The following is a 15,199-nucleotide window of genomic DNA, read 5'->3' as shown; positions in this document are numbered from 1 at the left end:
AGACGGAGCCAGCCTCTGCAAAACCGCAAACTTTTTTTGGACCGACGCGTCAGGCGAGGATGAGCAGCCCGCCGGGCAGCGTGCGCGCGCTCAGGTCGAAGTTGTGCTGGAGCTGCGCGAGCGCCGAGTCCAGTGCCTTGATGACGAAACGGCCGCTCACGCGGTTGTCTTGCACACGCGTGTTCATCAGCACCACGCGGCCGGCGCGGTAGCGGTTGATCTCGTCGATCACCTCGGCCAGCCGTGTGTTGCTGAACACCAGTTCGCCCCGGCGCCATGCCGCCGCATCGGCCACGTCGACGCGGCCGATGCCGCTCAGCGCGGCGGCGTCGTACACCGCCTGCTGCCCGGCCCCGAGCGCGTGCGCGCCGGCCGGATGCTCCACCCGCACCGAGCCCTCGATGCAGGTCACGCAGACCTTGCCCGCCAGGTGCCGCACCTCGAAGCGCCCGGCCTCGGCCAGGCTGCGGCCCACGCCGGCCACCACGCTGAACGCAGGGCTCCCCGCGCGCCGCGCTGGCGGCATGTCGACTGCCGCCTCGCCCGCGAGCAGGTCGATGCCCACGGTGTTGCCGTCCACCACCTGGCGGCGAATGCTGGTCTGCGTGTTCAGGGTAATGCCGACGCTGCCGGCCAGCGTCAGGGCCTGTTGCTCACCCACCGCCGTGCGGAAATCCGCTCGCCATTCGCCGGGCGAGTACAGCAGCCGCGCCGGCGGCTGGAACACCGCGACGCCGGCCACGGCGGCTGCCGTGCCCAGTGTTGCACCCAGGAAGGCACGGCGCTTCATCAGCCCCGGCCCCTCCAGCGTGCGCGCATGGAACTCGGCGGCCTGCGGGTTGGTGCGCAGCATTTCGCCCACCGCGGGCTTCAGCGCGGTCCACCGTGCCTTCACTTCGCGAAAGGCCTCCTTGTGCGCTGGACTGGCGTCGAGCCAGCGCTTGAACGCCTCCGCGTCCCATGGCTTCACGTCGCCCGAGGAGAGCGTGCGCAGCCACACCCGCGCCTGCCTGCGCGACAGGTCGGATGCGGCGTCACGGTCGTCGGGAGATTTCTGCATGTTCATCGGCGCGGTTCAGCGAGGTCCATGGGTCATGACGTTTTGACGCACCCCAAAACCGCAATCAATTTTTTTCATCTGCCATCCGCGTGTCGAGATAGTCATGGGCGCGCTTCAGGTCCAGCTCCACCGTGCGAAGCGACACGCCCAACTGCCTGGCCACTTCTTTCTGCGCCATGCCCTCCCATCGCACCAGCACGATCACCTCGCGCTGGCGCTTGGGCAGGCGGTCGAGGTGCCGCATCAACGCGCCGAGGTTGGAGCGCGCCTCTGCCACCTGCGCCGGCCCCGGTGCCGTGTCGGCCAGATCGAGCAATGCGGCAACGTCGTCGTGGGGCAAAGACTGGCCGTGCCTGCGCTGGATGTCCACCGCGGCATTGGCGGCCATGCGCATCAGGTACGCACGCGGGCTCTGTATGGGGCCTTCCTCGTCCTCCCGGCTCTTCAGGCGCAGCCAGGTGTCTTGCAGCGCATCGCCCGCCAGGTCGGAGTTGCCGAGCACCCGCGTGAGCCGTCGCTTCAGCTCGCCGTAGCCTCGGGTCAGGTAGTCCAGCAGGACCGGCTGTGCCTTGTCCGACATGCTCAGGACACCGCGCCATTGCGTGCCGCGCAAGCGCTGCCCGATGCGGCATCGGGGCCGTCGCGCTCGCTCGGCAGGATGAGCATCGTCATTGGCTGGGGCATTCCCGTGGGCGGGGGCGCATCCATGCGCACATGGCCCAGGGCTTCGAGCATGGCCGTGTCGCGGCCTGCGTCACCGGTCGATCCAAGCAGTTGGACCCGCTGAACCCCGCCCACCGCATCCACCCGAAAGCGCAGCAAGGCGCGATAGCGACCTGGTGCCGTACGGACGCCACCACTGCACAGCGCCTGCCAAAGGCGGGCTTGCACCAGGCCGGGATAGTCACCCGCACTGGCCCATGCGGCCGGCGTGGACGGTGCCGACTGCTCGATCACCTTCAATGCGAAAGCCTCCACCGGTCCGGTCCGCGTCCGCTCCGCCACCAGGCCAGTGCCTTCCAGGAGCATCGCCAGGGCCGCTTCCGGCGTGTAGCGACCTCGAACCGCTGACGACGTGCGCCCGGCAACGACTTCACTGCGGAACAACGCGGCGCGCTCGGTGATGGAAGCGTAGTGATTGAGCGCGGCCGACAGAGGCTGCGCCGGGATGTCGAAGCCGAAAAACCGGCCCGTCGTTTCCGGTGCGGGCGCCTGGTGCTGTGCGTTGCCCGACGGCGGCATGGCCGCACCGTTCGCGGCCCACGCCGAGGCCGCAAACAACATGCACGCGCTCAACAGCACCACGCCGTGCCGGCTCAAGAGGACGGCTTGCAGGCGCACCCGGAGCCACCCCCAACGCTATCGCCATCTGTCTGGCCGGCATCGCCATGGACGGCATCGCTCCCGCGGACATGCCGGAGGGCGAATCGCAAAAGACTGGAGCGGCGTAGCAAAACTTAAGCACTGGTTTGAAGCACGGGATGGTCGCAGTGCCGCGTGACCCCTTCGTTACACACGGGGGTGCATGCGTGCGTGCGTACGCGAGATGCTTCCGCGAAGATCGACACGGGTAGACTCCGCGGCCTTTCCTTTCCGCAGAGGAGCGATGCGCGATGACGACTGTCCTGGACACCGGCCCCTACTTCCACGGCACGCGGGCGGACCTTCAGGTGGGCGACCTGCTCATCGCGGGCTTCCGCTCGAACTACGACGGCCGCGTCGTCATGAACCACATCTACTTCACCGCATGGCCCAAGGGCGCCGGCCTGGCTGCCGAAATGGCGAAGGGCGACGGCCGTGGCCGCGTCTACATCGTCGAACCCACGGGTGTTTTCGAGGATGATCCCAACGTCACCGACAAGAAATTTCCGGGCAATCCCACACGCTCGTACCGCAGCCGGGAGCCGCTTCGGATCGTCGGTGAGTTGGAGACCTGGGAGCTATTTGATGCGGAGTACATACGGCAGTTGAGGGAGCGCGTGCGCGTTGGGATGGGAGAGATCATCAACTGAAGCTCGCCTGCAATGCCGCATCGGGGGGGGGCGGAAAGGGACTGGGTTGTCGAACGCCTTGGGCTCATGATGGCCACAAACAACCGTTTGCGCCGACGGGCAAATTCGGCCAATGAGCCCTCCACAAAAACCTCCTGGTCACGCCCCACCATGAAAGCTCCGAAGGAAGTTCAGATTGCGGTTTTTCTGTCGCTGGCAGTGCTTCTGGCCGAAGCTTCGGCGAGCTTCTGGCGCATAGCAACAGACAGCGAGGTTCGCGAAAACATGACATTCGCTATCGTTTGGATTGTTGTGACGCTTGGAGTCAACGCGCTCACGGCATTCTTCATCTTCCAACTGTCTCAACGCCGACACTGGGCGCGCATCGCTCTGCTGCTTTGGACTGTTGCCTCTTGGATGCTCTGGTTCATTTACCCCCAGCGATTCGATGCCTACGCTGGCTGGGGATGGTTGTTGACGGGCACGCTGGTCGTCATGGAGCTTTTGGCATTGGTCCTGCTATTCGGCGACAGGGCTGGAGCCTGGTACTCGTCGCGTACTCCAGTAACGCGCTAGCTCTATTCGGATTGGGACACGACGCAATTGAGGCGCATGCGAATCCCTGCGGGTCGGGCTCCGAGGTTCCCAGTGCGCACTCACACGTTTCGGTGAGTGACGCCTCGTCATGAGGAGACTAGGCTTGGACAAGTCCACATCTTGTTGCGCCTGCTCCCCGGTGCCGAATCTCATGCCCAAGCTTTTCAGGCACCGCGCCGCTGTCGCGCTTCTTTCGTCTGGGCGTCCAAGACGCATCGGCTGGTCTCTTATCGCCAGCGCGACGCTTGCGATTGCAGCCTGCGGCGGGGGCGGCAGCGACGGCTTTTTTTCTCCCCTGCCAGCGGTCCCAGCAGCACCCCCGCCTCCCGCCCCCACCTACACCGTGGGCGGCAGCGTCACCGGCCTGATCGGCACCGGGCTGGTGCTGCAGAACAACGCCGGTGACGACTTGGCCATCGCGGCCAACGGCAGCTTCAGCTTCGGCGCCGCGCTCCCCAGCGGCGCGAACTACGCGGTCACCGTCAAGAGCCAGTCCAAGATCCTGACCCGGGTCTGCACCATCAGCAACGGCGCAGGCACTGTCGCCGATGCCGCCGTCACCAACGTGGCGGTGACTTGCGCAGCGCCCGCGGCCCGCTTTGCCTATGCGGCAAATGACTTCGGCAACAGCCTGTCGGGCTACACCATCGATGCCAAGACCGGCGCCTTCAGCCCGATGGCCATTCCGACGGTAGCGATGGCGATTACCCCCACCTTCATCACGGTGGACCCCTCAGGCCGGTTTGTCTACGTGGCCCATACCGGCGCCAACAATGTGTCGGGCTACACCATCGACGCCAGCACCGGCGCTTTGAGTCCAATGGCCGTTCTGACGGTGTCTACAGGGAAATTGCCCACCTCCATCGCGGTGGACCCCACAGGCCGGTTTGCCTACGTGGCGAATGGCGACGACAACAACGTGTCGGCCTACAACATCGATGCCAGAACCGGCGCCTTGAGCCCGATGACCACGCCGACGGTGGCTACAGGGAACTCTCCCTTCTCCATCGCGGTGGACCCCACGGGCCGGTTTGCCTACGTGGCGAACAGCGGCGACAACAACGTGTCGGCCTACACCATCGATGCCAAAACCGGCGCCTTGAGCCCGATGGCCACGCCGACGGTGGCGTCGGGAGACTACCCCGCCTTCATCACAGTAGACCCCACAGGCCGGTTTGCCTACGTGACGAACTGGGCCTCCGACAACGTGTCGGGCTACACCATCGATGCCATCACCGGCGCCTTGATCCCGATGGCCAAGCCGACGGTGCCTGCAGGGAGCTTGCCCACCTCCATCTCGGTGGACCCCACAGGCCGGTTTGCCTACGTGACGAACTACGTCTCCGACAACGTGTCGACCTACACCATCGATGCCAGAACCGGCGCCTTGAGCCCGATGGCCACGCCGACGTTTACGGCGGGGGGTAACCCCGGTTACGTCACAGTGGACCCCACAGGCCGGGTTGCCTACGTGATGAATGGCGGCACCAGAGACGTGTCGGCCTGCACCATTGATGCCAGTACCGGTGTCTTGAGTCTGATGGCCACACTGCCGGTGGCGGCGGGGACCCTGAATCAGTCCCTGGTCTTGTCCAGGTAGTCGTCCGTGGCAGCAGCAGCGGCAGGAGAAGACGCCAACGCCCGCCGCGCCGCATTCAACTCCGCCATCGAGATATGCAGCTCCGCCATGGTCTGCGCAAGCAGCTCCAGCAGCGCGGCGCGCTGGCGCAGGCGCACGGTCTCGGCGCGGCGCGCGCGCTGCGCCTGTCGCGCGGCGGCCTGGATGGCGCGGCTCGTCGGCGAATCGTGAAGGTCCACCGACGGACTGGATGCGGCGCTGGCTGGCATCACCTGGATCACGCAGCGGCGGACACACCCTGGGCGAGCGCACCGGCAGCACCGCCGGCTTCCGCGTTCGCGGCGTCGCCACGGGTTTCCGCGGCCGGGCCGTAGTTGCGCAGGTGCAGGAAGAACTCGCCCATCATCTGCATCCACAGGCGCACGGCGAACGCCAGGTAGGCGTGGCTCACGCCGCCGGCCACCACGACGTCCATCTCGAGCACGACGAAGTCGCCGTGCTGCGCCACGCGCGCAAAGCGCTTGGTGCGGTGCCACGAAGCCAGCACGGCCTCGGGCAGCGTGCCGCCCTGCACATGCAGCGGGCAGCTCAGGGTGAAGTCGGTGTACTGGGTGGTGGTGACGGGGTTGCCCCACATCACCTGGAAGCCGATGCCGTGGCTGGCGCTGTGCAGGCGGACCACGCCGTCTTGCTCGATGCTGGTGACGGCGCCGCCGGCGGCCTTGATGGCGTCGGACACCTGTTCGGGCGTGACGGCGTCGAGCAGGTCGAGGGCGGGAACTGCAGCAGCGGCAGCGATGTCGGCGGCGGCGTCGGCGTTATGGGTGGTGTTTGTGGTGTTCATGTGCGATCCCTGTTGGATTGATTGAATGATTGATTCGGTCAGTTTGTTTTCTTGATGGCGGCGTCGAGCGCGGCGGCATCGATGCTCAGGTTGGTGGCGGGCGCCACCTGTGCCAGGTAAGCCTGCACCAGTTGCTGCTGGCGCTGCTGGCGCAAGGCGGCCTGCAGCTGCGGCTTCATTTCGTCGAGCGTGGCGGTGCGCGCGGGCTGGATGTCGAGCAGCTTCACGACATGAAAGCCGGCCTCGGCCTGCACGGGTTCGCTGACCTGGCCAGGCTTGAGCTTGGCGATGGTGTCGCGCAGTTCGGGCAGCATGCGCGCCAGCGGCAAGGTGTCGACCTCGCCACCGCGTTCGGCGCTGCGCTTGTCTTGCGAGCTGGCGCGCGCCACGGCGGCGAAGTCGCCGGCACGGGCCTGGCGCGCGAGCTTGCCCGCCTCCTCGCGCACCTTGGCGACGGCAGCCGCTTCGCGGTCGGGCGTGGCCAAGAAGATCTGCGCCACGCGGTAGGCGGCGGGCAGGTTGAAGTTGGTCTTGCCCTGGTCGTAGGCGGCCTTGACTTCGGCGTCCGACGGAAAGCCCGCGGGCACCTGGCTCACCGATTCAAGGTAGCTGGTGCTGACGATGCGCGCGCTGATCTCGCGGGTGGCCGCATCGATCTTCGCCTTCACGTCGGGCCGGTCGGCCCAGCCCTTGGCGCGCGCGTCGCGCAGCACGGCTTCGCTCAGCAGGCGCTGGCGCAGCCAGCCGTCGAGCGGGGCGCGGTCGGCCTTGACGGCCGCGCGTTCGGCTTCGGGCAGGTTCTGCAGCAGCTTCTCGACCTCGTCCTGGCCCACGGTGACTTCGCCCAGGCGGGCCACCACGGCACCGCTGGAAGGTGCCGGCGTCTGCGCGCCGGCCATGCCGACCGACGACACCAGCAGCACGCCGGCGGCGGCGCGCAGTCGCTTGGCCAGCGTGGCGGCTGGCGATGTCTTGATGTTCCGCTTCATTGCTTGGTCTCTCCTGTGGCTGCGGGGGCCGCCGCCGGGGTGGCGGCAGCGGGCGAGGCAGCGGCAGCCGGTGCGGGCGCGTTGACGGCGCGCGCGTCGAACTTGCCTTCGTACAGCTTGTCGCCGTACTGCTGCGCGATCTGCTCGAACTTGACGCGGCTCTGCGCGGCAAAGGGCTGGCGCGATGCCAGCACGCTGCCCAGGTCCACGGTTTCGTAGGCCCGCAGAATCTCTTGCCCCACGGCATAGAGCTGCGTGTTCTTGGCCTCGCACTGCGTGATGGCGGTGCGGTGCGTCGCGGCCTCGCCAGCCAGGCGCTGGCGCTCGGCCTCGGAGGCGCGCGCCATCTTCAGCAGGTCGTCGTAGGCGCCGCGGTACTGCGCGATCTGCGCAGTGGCTTTGTCGGTGGTGGCCTGCGCCTGCTGGCGCAACTGCTGGCTGCCGGCACTCGCCTGCTCGCGGGCGTGGCGCTCGGCCGCCAGTTGCGACTGGCTCTGCGCAAGCTCTTTCCTGAGCGCCTCGATGTCGGACTTGGCGGCCGGTGCGGCGCCAGATGCACCGCTCGCGACAGGCGCGCCCGCGGGCTGCCCCGCCTTGAGCGCGGCCAGCTCGTTCTGCGCCTGCTGGAGTTGCGAGGTCGTCACGCGCAACTGCGCGCGAAGCCGCTCTTCCATGCTCTGGCCCTGCGGCTGTTGCTGTGCGTGGGCCACGCCCGCCGTGGCGGCAAGCGTTGCCAGCACCAGCGCCGGGAAGATTTTTCTGGACACTGCAAGCTCCTTAGAAACGCGCATTGAATTCGATCTGCAGGGTGTCGATGGACAGCGGCGGTCCATAGACTTCCTTGGTCGAGATCCAGCGGCCGGTGAACCACATGTTCTTGTCGATCGCGTAGGAGCCGCCCAGGAAGTAGCCGCGCGCATTGGTGCCGCCGCCATGGAAGGTCGAGTCGTTGTAGCCATCTGGCACGGCATCGGGTTCGATGCGCTTGTAGCCCGCCAGCACGTTCCAGTCGCCGCGCGCCGACGGCGACGGCTTGCCATAGGTGGCCTGCAGCTGGTAGGCGTTGCCGCCGCTCTTGTAGTCGGCCTTCGAGGTGCCGCCGGTGGCGCCGAAGTTGTTGACGATGGCGCCGCGCGTGCCGGCACGGTTCCAGATGTCGTTGGCGTCGAACGCGGTGTTCTTCACGAAGTTGGCATCCAGGCGCAGGTTGTTGCCCGCAACGGCCGTGTCCCAGCGAAGGTTCAGGTCGATCAGGCGGAACTTCGAGGCCAGGCCCACGTACTGCGGCTGCGGCGTGCCGGCCGGGTTGAGCGGGTCGAGCGAGATGTCGCGCAGCAGCATGAGCGTGTTGCCCTTCTGCATGAAGGCCGGGCGCGACCAGTCGGTGCTGCAGCCATCGGCGCCGGCATACAGCGCGCAGGGCTGCGAGACCTTGCCGCTGATGTTGTTGAAGTTGTAGTACGCCAATGCGCCGCGCAGGCGGTTCTCGTCGTTGATCTTCCACTCGGCGCCGGCCTGCGCACCGAAGAGCCACTTGTTCTCGCTCTTCATCTTGGTCTGGCTGCGGCTGGGCGAGCTGTCCGACGAATATTCCAGCGGAATCAGGCCCAGCGTGCCGAACAGCGTGAGGTCGCGGTTGGAGGCGAGCTTTTTCTCGAACTGCGCGGCAATGCCGTCGAAGTTCAGGTCGCTCGAATACACCACGTCGCTCGACATGAAGGGGTTGCCGAAGCGGCCCGCCGTCACGGTGAGCCAGTCGACCGGCTTGTGCGAAATCCACATCTGGTCGAGCCACACGCTCTTCTTGCTCAGGCCGCCACCCAGCGTCTGGGTGGTCGACACCGGGCTCTCGTCGCTGCCCGAAGCCAGGCGAACGCCGGCCTTGGTGTTCTCGGTCAGGTCGGCATACACGCCCAGCCGTGCGCGCGCGCGGAACAGGTTCTTGCGGTCCTGGCGAGTGTTCAGGATCGACGGCAACGACAGGTTGGTGTTCGGGTTGACGTCGTAGCCGCTGCCCTTGTTCAGGTCGGACCAGTTGATCTCGATGTTGCTGTTGTTGCCCGCGTAGTTGCGCGACTCGTTGCGCACGCGCACGTCGCCTTCGAGGCGGATGCGCTTGCTCCACTCGGGCGTTTCGTTGGGCGAGGCCCAGCCTTCGGTCTGGGCCTGGGCCATGACCTGGCTCTTGATCTCGTCGCGGATCTGGTCGCGCACGGTCTGCGAGATGTAAGGCACGCGCACGTCGCCGGCTTCGAGCCGCACGCCGCCGGCCACGCTGGCCGATGCGGCGGTGGTGGCGGCCGACATGCGCTGCGCCTGCTGCGCGGCCATGGCTTCGGTCTGGGCCTGGGCCAGCAGCGCTTCGCCCACGTCCTTGGCGAGCGTGCCGCTCTGGATCAGGCCGCGGATCAGCTTGACCATGGCCGATTCGGCGGGTGCCGCGGCGGTTTGCGCGGTGGCGCTGCCGGCCGCGAAGACGAACACGGAGGCCACGGCCGCCGCGAGCGCGCATTTGCGCAGGGTCGGCAAGGCGCCCCGGCTATGGATGTTGTTGAGATGGTTCATCGCTTCGTTCACAGGATTGAATGGGACAGGCTGGGGGCGTCGGCGGTGGTGGCCGCGGTGGTGGTCACTCGGGTCACTGGGGTCACTGGTTTCATGGCCGGCGCCCCTTCATGGACACGCGCATCGGAAAGCGCAGCGAGGCCGGTGGCTTTTCGTCGATGCGGTCGAGGCCGCGCACCATGGCGAGCACGGCTTCGTCGGACTCGGGCGTGCCGGTGCTGCGCACCAGCTGGGCCCGCGCGGTCTTGCCGTCGGCACCGAGCCACAGGTCGATCTGGATGTCGTCGAACACCAGCTGGCGGGTGCGCGGGTCGCGCGAGAGCGCCTGCTGCAGCATGCTCGACACATAGCGCGCATACGAGCCGCTGCCCAGGCCGCCGCCGGCACCGGTGCCGCTCATGCCGCCGCCGCTGCCGGCCTGGATGCCGAAGGCGTCGTTGCCGGCCTGGCCGGCGCTGTCCATGGTCACCGGGTCGCCCAGGTCTTTCGACGGGCTGGGCGGCGAGTCGTCCTTGGGCGGCTCCAGCGGCTCGACCGGCTTGGGCTCTTTCTCGACCACTTCGGGCTTGACCTTTTCCGGCTCGGGCTCGGGCAGCTTCTCGGGCTCGGGCGGTGGCGGCGGAGGGGGTGGCAGCATCAGCATCGGCGCATCGGCCACCACGCGCTTCTTGCTCGCGGTGTCGGACAGCAGGTGCCACACCAGGGCCACCAGCGCGGCGACGATCACCGCGCCGATGACCGCACCACCCCAGCGGCGCCACAGCCCGCCGGCTCGGCGCGCGGGAGGAGACGTCGGATCGCGAGGTTTCACTCTGCGTTCCTCACTTCTGCTTGCCGGTCACGAGGCCGATCTGGTTCAGCTCGATGCGGCGCAGCAGGTCGAGCACGTCGACCACCTTGGCGTATTGCACGCTGGAGTCGCCGCGCACGATCACGGGGAAGTCGGGCGACAGGGCCTTCTCGGTGCGCAGGCGCTCTTCGAGCTCCGGCAGCGTGACCGGGTAGGCATCGAGGAACACGTTGCCCGCGTTGTCGATCGTGATGGCCTTGGTCTTGGGCTTCTCCAGCGCCACCGAGGCGCTGGCCTTCGGCAGGTCGACCTTGATGCCGGGAATGCTGGCATTGCTGGTCAGGATGAAGATCACAAGCACCACCAGCAGCACGTCGACGAAGGGCGTGATGTTGATGCCGCCCGTGCGCCTGCGCGGCGCGAACTTGGCTGGGGTTGCCATGGTCGTGCGCTCCTCAGGCCCGTGCCGATGCCACGGGAACCGAGCGGCCTTCGCCCTGCTCTTCGGCCAGGCGCGTGACGAACTCGTCGACGAACACGGCCATGTCGGCGGTGATGGCGTCGGAGCGCGAGGCGAGCCAGTTGTAGCCGAACAGCGCGGGAATCGCGACGCCCAGGCCTGCGGCGGTACACAGCAGCGCGGCCGCCATGCCCGGCGCCACCGAGTTGATGTCCACCGCGCCGGCCATGGCCGCCACGACGAACACCAGCATGATGCCGATCACGGTGCCGAACAGGCCCACGTAAGGCGCGCCTTCGATGGTGGTCGAGAGCCAGTTCATGCGCTTGGACATGCGCTCGATCTCGCGCACCATCACGCCGTCCATCGCGGCACGGATGGCGCCGATGGTGGCGCTGGACACCGCGCTCAGGTCGTAGCCGCGGTCATGGCGGCGACGCATTTCGTCCACGGCCACTTCATACAGGCGCCACAGCGACGAATCGGTACGCACGTCTTGCGGCACGGTGTTGTTCACGGCCAGGCGGTCGAGCGGCGCGCCGGCGGCTTCGCGGAAGTGCTCGATGAAGGTGCTGTTGGCGCGCGAGGTGGCGCCATAGTGGCGGCCCTTGGCGATCATGATGGCCCACGAGACGGCCATCATCAGGCCCAGCAGGCCGACCACGATCCATGCGTCCAGCGGCATCGCGGCCAGGATGAAGCCGAAGTGGCTCTTGCCGGCCTGCTGCTCGTCGGCACCGAACACGGTGAGGCGCGATTCAGCACCTTGCGACACGGCATCGGCCAGCAGCAGCGCGTCGGCGCGAGCCACCTTCGACAGGCGCACTTCGTCGATGGCGCCGGTGAATGCGGCGAAGGCGGCGGCGGGCTGAGCACCTTGAGCTGCGGGCAGGCTGCCCGGTGCGTCGGCGCCGATGGCGGCCGCGGTGTTCAGCGCGGGCAGCTTGGCCGCCAGCGACACGGTGGGACGGCCACCCACGTACAGCGCCACGCTGTCGCCCTCGGCCTTCACGGCAAGGTGCGACCACTGGCCGGCCTGGATCGGCTGGCCGGGCGTGCTGCGCTGGCCATTGACCTGCACGAAAGGCACGCCCTGGTCGATGCCGACCACCAGTTCGCCGGCGCCGTCGCGGCGGGCATAGATGGCCTGGCGCGCACCGAGCTGGTCGGGCTTGACCCAGGCGGAGAACGTCAGCGCGCCGCCGGCCTGCACGGCCAGCGAAGGCGTGGCGGGCAGCATCAGCGGGCCGTTGCCGAGCTGGGCGCCCTTGCCGATGACGGTGCCTTCGACCGGCACGGCCGAGGTCTGGCCGTTGTTGGCGTAGGCCGTGGTGTCGCGCGGCGGCACGCCGCCTTCGGCGAAGTGGTAGACCAGCGTGTAGTCGGGGTCGAAGCTGCGCTGGCCGTTGCCCGAGGCCGGGGCCTTCGGGTTGCCGTAGTACATCCACAGCTTTTGCGGCGTGCCGGCCGACACGTTGGGCACGTCGACCCACACCAGCGCGATGCCCAGCAGCGGATCGAACTGTTCGATCTGGTGGTTCAGCACCGTCTTGTCATCGGCCGCGACGAAGCGCAGGTCGGCGCCGGTCTCGCTCACGCCTTCGAACTTGAAGTTGCCGGTGTGCAGGCGCACCAGCACCGGCACGCGGCCGGCATCGCTGCCGATGGCACCGGCTTGCGGGCCGCCGTCGATGGTGACGGGCTTGCGGTAGGACCACTCGGCTTGCCACCAGGCGTGGGCCATGCCGGGCAAGAGCGTGCTCAGCAGCGTGAGCACGATAAAAAGAATTCGTCGCATGACAGGGTTCTCCGGAAAACTCGTAGAGAGAAAAAAATTGAAAGAAGAAAAAGTGGCGTCCGCGCGGATCAGTAGTTCGCGGTGAGACTGAAGTTCACGCGCGGGTCGTGCTTCTTGGTGCGCGCACCGTCCGTGAGCGGGTAGCCGAAATCGACACGGCCCGAGAGGTACTGGCCGATCTTGAAAGTGGTGCCCAGGCCGACCGAGTACAGCGAGAAGCGGTCGTTCTGTTCGGGCAGCGGGCTCTTCAGGCGCAGCCGCGCCGCATCGGCGAAGGCATACACGCGCCAGTTCTCGACCAGCGGCCCCAGGAAGGTCAGCGGCTGGCTGCGCACTTCGACCGAGCCGACCACGCCGTAGTCGCCGGTGGCTTCCGCCGACAGGTAGCCGCGCACCGAGTTCATGCCGCCGCCGGCAATCTGCTCGCTGGACACCAGCGGCGCATCGGTCATTTGCCCGTTGAAGCGGAAGGCCAGCTGCTGGCCGCCGTCGAAGGTGTGCGTGCCGTTCAGGTCGGTCTTCAGCACCATGAAGCTGGGCGAAGACTTGTAGCGCTTGTAGTCGAACGCGGCCCAGTCGCTGGTGTAGCCGAAGGAGCTGCTGGTGCCCACCACCAGCGAGATGCCCACGCCGTACTGGCTCTTGTCCGACTGGCGGAAGCCCGAGTACGACAGCGTGATGGGCGCGTACTTCAGCGGCACCGTGTCGCCGGTGTCCTTCAGGCGCAGCGCTTCCTTGTTGTTCTTGAAATCGACGCCCACGCTGAACGCGTGCCACCAGTTGCCCGCATTGGGCACGGTGTAGGTCGCCTTCAGGCCGAAGGAGTGGCCCTTGCCCAGCACGCTGGTGCCGCCGACCGTGGCCACGTTGCTGTCCGACTTGTAGGCGCTGGCTTCCAGGCTCCAGTTGGTGCCCTGCAGCGGCGCCGTGTAGGAGGCCGAGAACACCTTGGTCTGGCTCAGGTCCTGCGGCGCGCCGAAGAAGCTGATCGATGCGCTGTGGCCCAGTTGCCAGAGGTTGTCGTGCCCCAGCGAGAGCGTGCTGCGCAGCTTGCGCGTGTCGGCGCTGTAGTCGTTGTTCAGGCCGGCGCTGGCGCGCCACGGGCTGCTGTCGTCGACCTTCAGGTCCACGTCCATGGTGCCGGGCATCGCGCCCTGGCGCACCAGCGGCATCACCTGGCGCTTGGGGCTGCGGTTGAGCGCGGTCAGCTCGGCCTGCGCCTTGTTGAAGTCGGGCACGCCGCCTTCTTTCAGCGCGGGCACCTGGTCGCGCACGTCGACCGGCGAGTTGTATTCGGCACCCACCACGCGCACGCGGCCCACGCGTGTTTCGTTGACCTGCAGGAACACGATGCCCTGCGTGACCTGCTGTTCGGGCAGGTCGACATACACCGACTGGTAGCCGGCTGCCTGGTAGGCCGCGAGCAGCGCGTCGCGCGCGCCCTCCACGTCTTTCAGCGTGCGGTCCGGGCCGAGGAAAGGCGTGACCGCCTTCTCGATCGCGCGGGCGTCGAGCACGGTGTTGCCGCGCACGATGTATTCGGCAATGTCGACCTTGCGGGTCGATTCGGGCGTGGCCACCGGCGCGGCGGCCGGCGTGGGAGTCGATGGACTATTGGCCGCCGCGGCGGGTGGGTTTGCGGATGGTGTGGCGGGCTCGGACGCCTGGGCGAAGGCCGCCCCTTGGGCGCCCATCGCCATCACTGCCAGCCACACCGCTCTCCAGCATGTCGGTGGGGCGTTCTTCTTCATGTCATGCATTTACAGCTCGGTTCTCAAAGATGAAGCTCGCTTGGCAACGGCTCATGAGGGAGAGCCTTCATGTCGCTGTTGCGTACGGATATCTAGACGCGCGGCGTGCGCGGCGACTGTCGTTTGTCACGAAAACTTCATCAAGAAATTGGCACTCGGTCCGCCGCGACGGGTTTTCGTGCGCGTAAGAAGAAGGGCCTCGATGTAAGAGGCTCTTCTTTGTGACACGGCGATGAAATTGGCGGCTTCTTGCGTTCGATGTGAACGCGGTCCACTCATGCGCGAGCGCGCGCCATTTGCACGCGGACGAGCGGTTGCTTTGCCGCGCGGTCGTGAAACGTAGTGTGTTGATCGCCCGCGACAGATACAGAGGCATACGCCTTCCGCGCCGACGGGGTCGACGGCGACGAAGAATCGGCTCCGTTCACCGATTCATCCGCCGCTCACGCCCTCTTCTCTTTCTTGCTCACAAAGGAATCCCATGCGCTTCCGCTCCCCCGCCGCCTTCCTCGCCGTGGTCGCCGCAGCCTCCGCCGCGGCCCTCACGCTGACCTTTGCCGCGCCGCCGCTGTCCGGCGGCGACATACCCGCCGCCCAGGCGTCGCCCGCTCCCGAGTTCCAGAACATCGACACATGGCTCAACTCGCAACCGCTGAAACTGGGCGAGTTGCGCGGCAAGGTGGTGCTGGTCGATTTCTGGACCTACACATGCATCAATTGCCTGAACCACCTGCCATACGTGAAAGACTGGAACGAGAAGTACAAGGACCAGGGC

The 15,199-nt window shown here is 67.1% G+C and carries 16 protein-coding genes; 4 read left to right on the top strand and 12 right to left on the bottom strand.

The features are described from left to right. Nucleotides 1-49 precede the first annotated feature (49 nt). Genes DBV14_RS02910 through DBV14_RS02900 form a run of 3 tightly spaced genes read right to left on the bottom strand, consistent with a single transcriptional unit; the run spans nucleotide 50 to nucleotide 2,380 of the window. Entirely contained in the window at nucleotides 50-1,066 is a 1,017-nt protein-coding gene (locus tag DBV14_RS02910) for a FecR domain-containing protein (protein WP_124457698.1), read from the bottom strand. A 58-nt stretch (nucleotides 1,067-1,124) separates the two neighbouring features. Next, on the bottom strand, nucleotides 1,125-1,640 hold the full coding sequence (locus tag DBV14_RS02905) for an RNA polymerase sigma factor (RefSeq protein ID WP_124457697.1): 516 nt from the start codon (nucleotides 1,638-1,640) through the stop codon (nucleotides 1,125-1,127). Between the two features lie 2 nt (nucleotides 1,641-1,642). Beyond that, on the bottom strand, nucleotides 1,643-2,380 hold the full coding sequence (locus DBV14_RS02900; protein ID WP_148092427.1) for a TonB family protein: 738 nt from the start codon (nucleotides 2,378-2,380) through the stop codon (nucleotides 1,643-1,645). A gap of 293 nt (nucleotides 2,381-2,673) precedes the next feature. On the opposite strand from DBV14_RS02900, the gene arr reads away from it, so the two are divergent. From arr to DBV14_RS02885, 3 genes are all read left to right on the top strand, one after another. Further along, nucleotides 2,674-3,072, top strand: coding sequence for an NAD(+)--rifampin ADP-ribosyltransferase (arr, locus tag DBV14_RS02895; protein WP_124457695.1), 399 nt, complete (start codon nucleotides 2,674-2,676; stop codon nucleotides 3,070-3,072). Nucleotides 3,073-3,222: 150 nt separating this feature from the next. Beyond that, on the top strand, nucleotides 3,223-3,627 hold the full coding sequence (locus DBV14_RS02890) for a hypothetical protein (RefSeq protein WP_124457694.1): 405 nt from the start codon (nucleotides 3,223-3,225) through the stop codon (nucleotides 3,625-3,627). 124 nt (nucleotides 3,628-3,751) lie between these two features. Beyond that, nucleotides 3,752-5,248, top strand: coding sequence for a beta-propeller fold lactonase family protein (locus DBV14_RS02885; protein WP_185545904.1), 1,497 nt, complete (start codon nucleotides 3,752-3,754; stop codon nucleotides 5,246-5,248). Here the strand turns inward: DBV14_RS02885 and DBV14_RS02880 are convergent. The 9 genes from DBV14_RS02880 to DBV14_RS02840 form a co-directional block, all read right to left on the bottom strand. Further along, nucleotides 5,224-5,466, bottom strand: a complete 243-nt coding sequence (locus DBV14_RS02880; RefSeq protein ID WP_124457692.1) for a hypothetical protein — start codon at nucleotides 5,464-5,466, stop codon at nucleotides 5,224-5,226. The genes DBV14_RS02885 and DBV14_RS02880 overlap by 25 nt on opposite strands. Nucleotides 5,467-5,504: 38 nt before the next feature. Continuing rightward, complete coding sequence (locus tag DBV14_RS02875; protein WP_124457691.1) at nucleotides 5,505-6,071, bottom strand: YbjN domain-containing protein; 567 nt, start codon at nucleotides 6,069-6,071, stop codon at nucleotides 5,505-5,507. A gap of 38 nt (nucleotides 6,072-6,109) precedes the next feature. Beyond that, a complete protein-coding gene (locus tag DBV14_RS02870) occupies nucleotides 6,110-7,060 on the bottom strand; it encodes a peptidylprolyl isomerase (RefSeq protein ID WP_124457690.1) in 951 nt (316 codons plus the stop codon). After that, the gene (locus DBV14_RS02865) at nucleotides 7,057-7,827 is read right to left on the bottom strand and encodes a hypothetical protein (protein ID WP_185545903.1); all 771 of its coding nucleotides are present in this window, start codon (nucleotides 7,825-7,827) and stop codon (nucleotides 7,057-7,059) included. The genes DBV14_RS02870 and DBV14_RS02865 overlap by 4 nt, the downstream gene beginning before the upstream one ends. Nucleotides 7,828-7,837: 10 nt before the next feature. Continuing rightward, nucleotides 7,838-9,625 (bottom strand): putative porin, encoded by a 1,788-nt coding sequence (locus DBV14_RS02860; RefSeq protein ID WP_124457689.1) that lies wholly within the window; start codon nucleotides 9,623-9,625, stop codon nucleotides 7,838-7,840. Between the two features lie 91 nt (nucleotides 9,626-9,716). After that, nucleotides 9,717-10,436: a hypothetical protein gene (locus tag DBV14_RS02855; protein ID WP_260396786.1), complete on the bottom strand. Its 720-nt coding sequence runs from the start codon at nucleotides 10,434-10,436 to the stop codon at nucleotides 9,717-9,719. Nucleotides 10,437-10,446: 10 nt separating this feature from the next. After that, nucleotides 10,447-10,857, bottom strand: a complete 411-nt coding sequence (locus DBV14_RS02850; RefSeq protein WP_124457688.1) for a biopolymer transporter ExbD — start codon at nucleotides 10,855-10,857, stop codon at nucleotides 10,447-10,449. 13 nt (nucleotides 10,858-10,870) lie between these two features. Then, nucleotides 10,871-12,673 carry a DUF2341 domain-containing protein gene (locus DBV14_RS02845; RefSeq protein WP_124457687.1) on the bottom strand — a complete coding sequence of 601 codons (1,803 nt, stop codon included), beginning with the start codon at nucleotides 12,671-12,673 and terminating at the stop codon, nucleotides 10,871-10,873. Nucleotides 12,674-12,741: 68 nt separating this feature from the next. After that, a complete protein-coding gene (locus DBV14_RS02840; protein ID WP_260396785.1) occupies nucleotides 12,742-14,424 on the bottom strand; it encodes a ShlB/FhaC/HecB family hemolysin secretion/activation protein in 1,683 nt (560 codons plus the stop codon). A 481-nt stretch (nucleotides 14,425-14,905) separates the two neighbouring features. Between DBV14_RS02840 and DBV14_RS33735 the strand changes: the two genes are divergently transcribed. Next, nucleotides 14,906-15,199, top strand: a 294-nt coding sequence (locus tag DBV14_RS33735; protein ID WP_260396784.1) for a redoxin family protein, incomplete at its 3' end; no start/stop codon positions are given.

This window comes from Variovorax sp. KBW07 (assembly GCF_003852515.1).
Lineage (GTDB): Bacteria > Pseudomonadota > Gammaproteobacteria > Burkholderiales > Burkholderiaceae_C > Variovorax.
This window is presented reverse-complemented; position numbering and strand designations above follow the sequence as displayed.

What these genes read in the sequence shown, in the direction of transcription:
- DBV14_RS02910 (WP_124457698.1), bottom strand. Translation starts at nt 1,066, where the DNA reads ATGAACATGCAGAAATCTCCCGACGACCGTGACGCCGCATCCGACCTG.
- DBV14_RS02905 (WP_124457697.1), bottom strand. Translation starts at nt 1,640, where the DNA reads ATGTCGGACAAGGCACAGCCGGTCCTGCTGGACTACCTGACCCGAGGC.
- arr (WP_124457695.1), top strand. Translation starts at nt 2,674, where the DNA reads ATGACGACTGTCCTGGACACCGGCCCCTACTTCCACGGCACGCGGGCG.
- DBV14_RS02890 (WP_124457694.1), top strand. Translation starts at nt 3,223, where the DNA reads ATGAAAGCTCCGAAGGAAGTTCAGATTGCGGTTTTTCTGTCGCTGGCA.
- DBV14_RS02875 (WP_124457691.1), bottom strand. Translation starts at nt 6,071, where the DNA reads ATGAACACCACAAACACCACCCATAACGCCGACGCCGCCGCCGACATC.
- DBV14_RS02870 (WP_124457690.1), bottom strand. Translation starts at nt 7,060, where the DNA reads ATGAAGCGGAACATCAAGACATCGCCAGCCGCCACGCTGGCCAAGCGA.
- DBV14_RS02860 (WP_124457689.1), bottom strand. Translation starts at nt 9,625, where the DNA reads ATGAACCATCTCAACAACATCCATAGCCGGGGCGCCTTGCCGACCCTG.
- DBV14_RS02850 (WP_124457688.1), bottom strand. Translation starts at nt 10,857, where the DNA reads ATGGCAACCCCAGCCAAGTTCGCGCCGCGCAGGCGCACGGGCGGCATC.
- DBV14_RS02845 (WP_124457687.1), bottom strand. Translation starts at nt 12,673, where the DNA reads ATGCGACGAATTCTTTTTATCGTGCTCACGCTGCTGAGCACGCTCTTG.
- DBV14_RS02840 (WP_260396785.1), bottom strand. Translation starts at nt 14,424, where the DNA reads ATGAAGAAGAACGCCCCACCGACATGCTGGAGAGCGGTGTGGCTGGCA.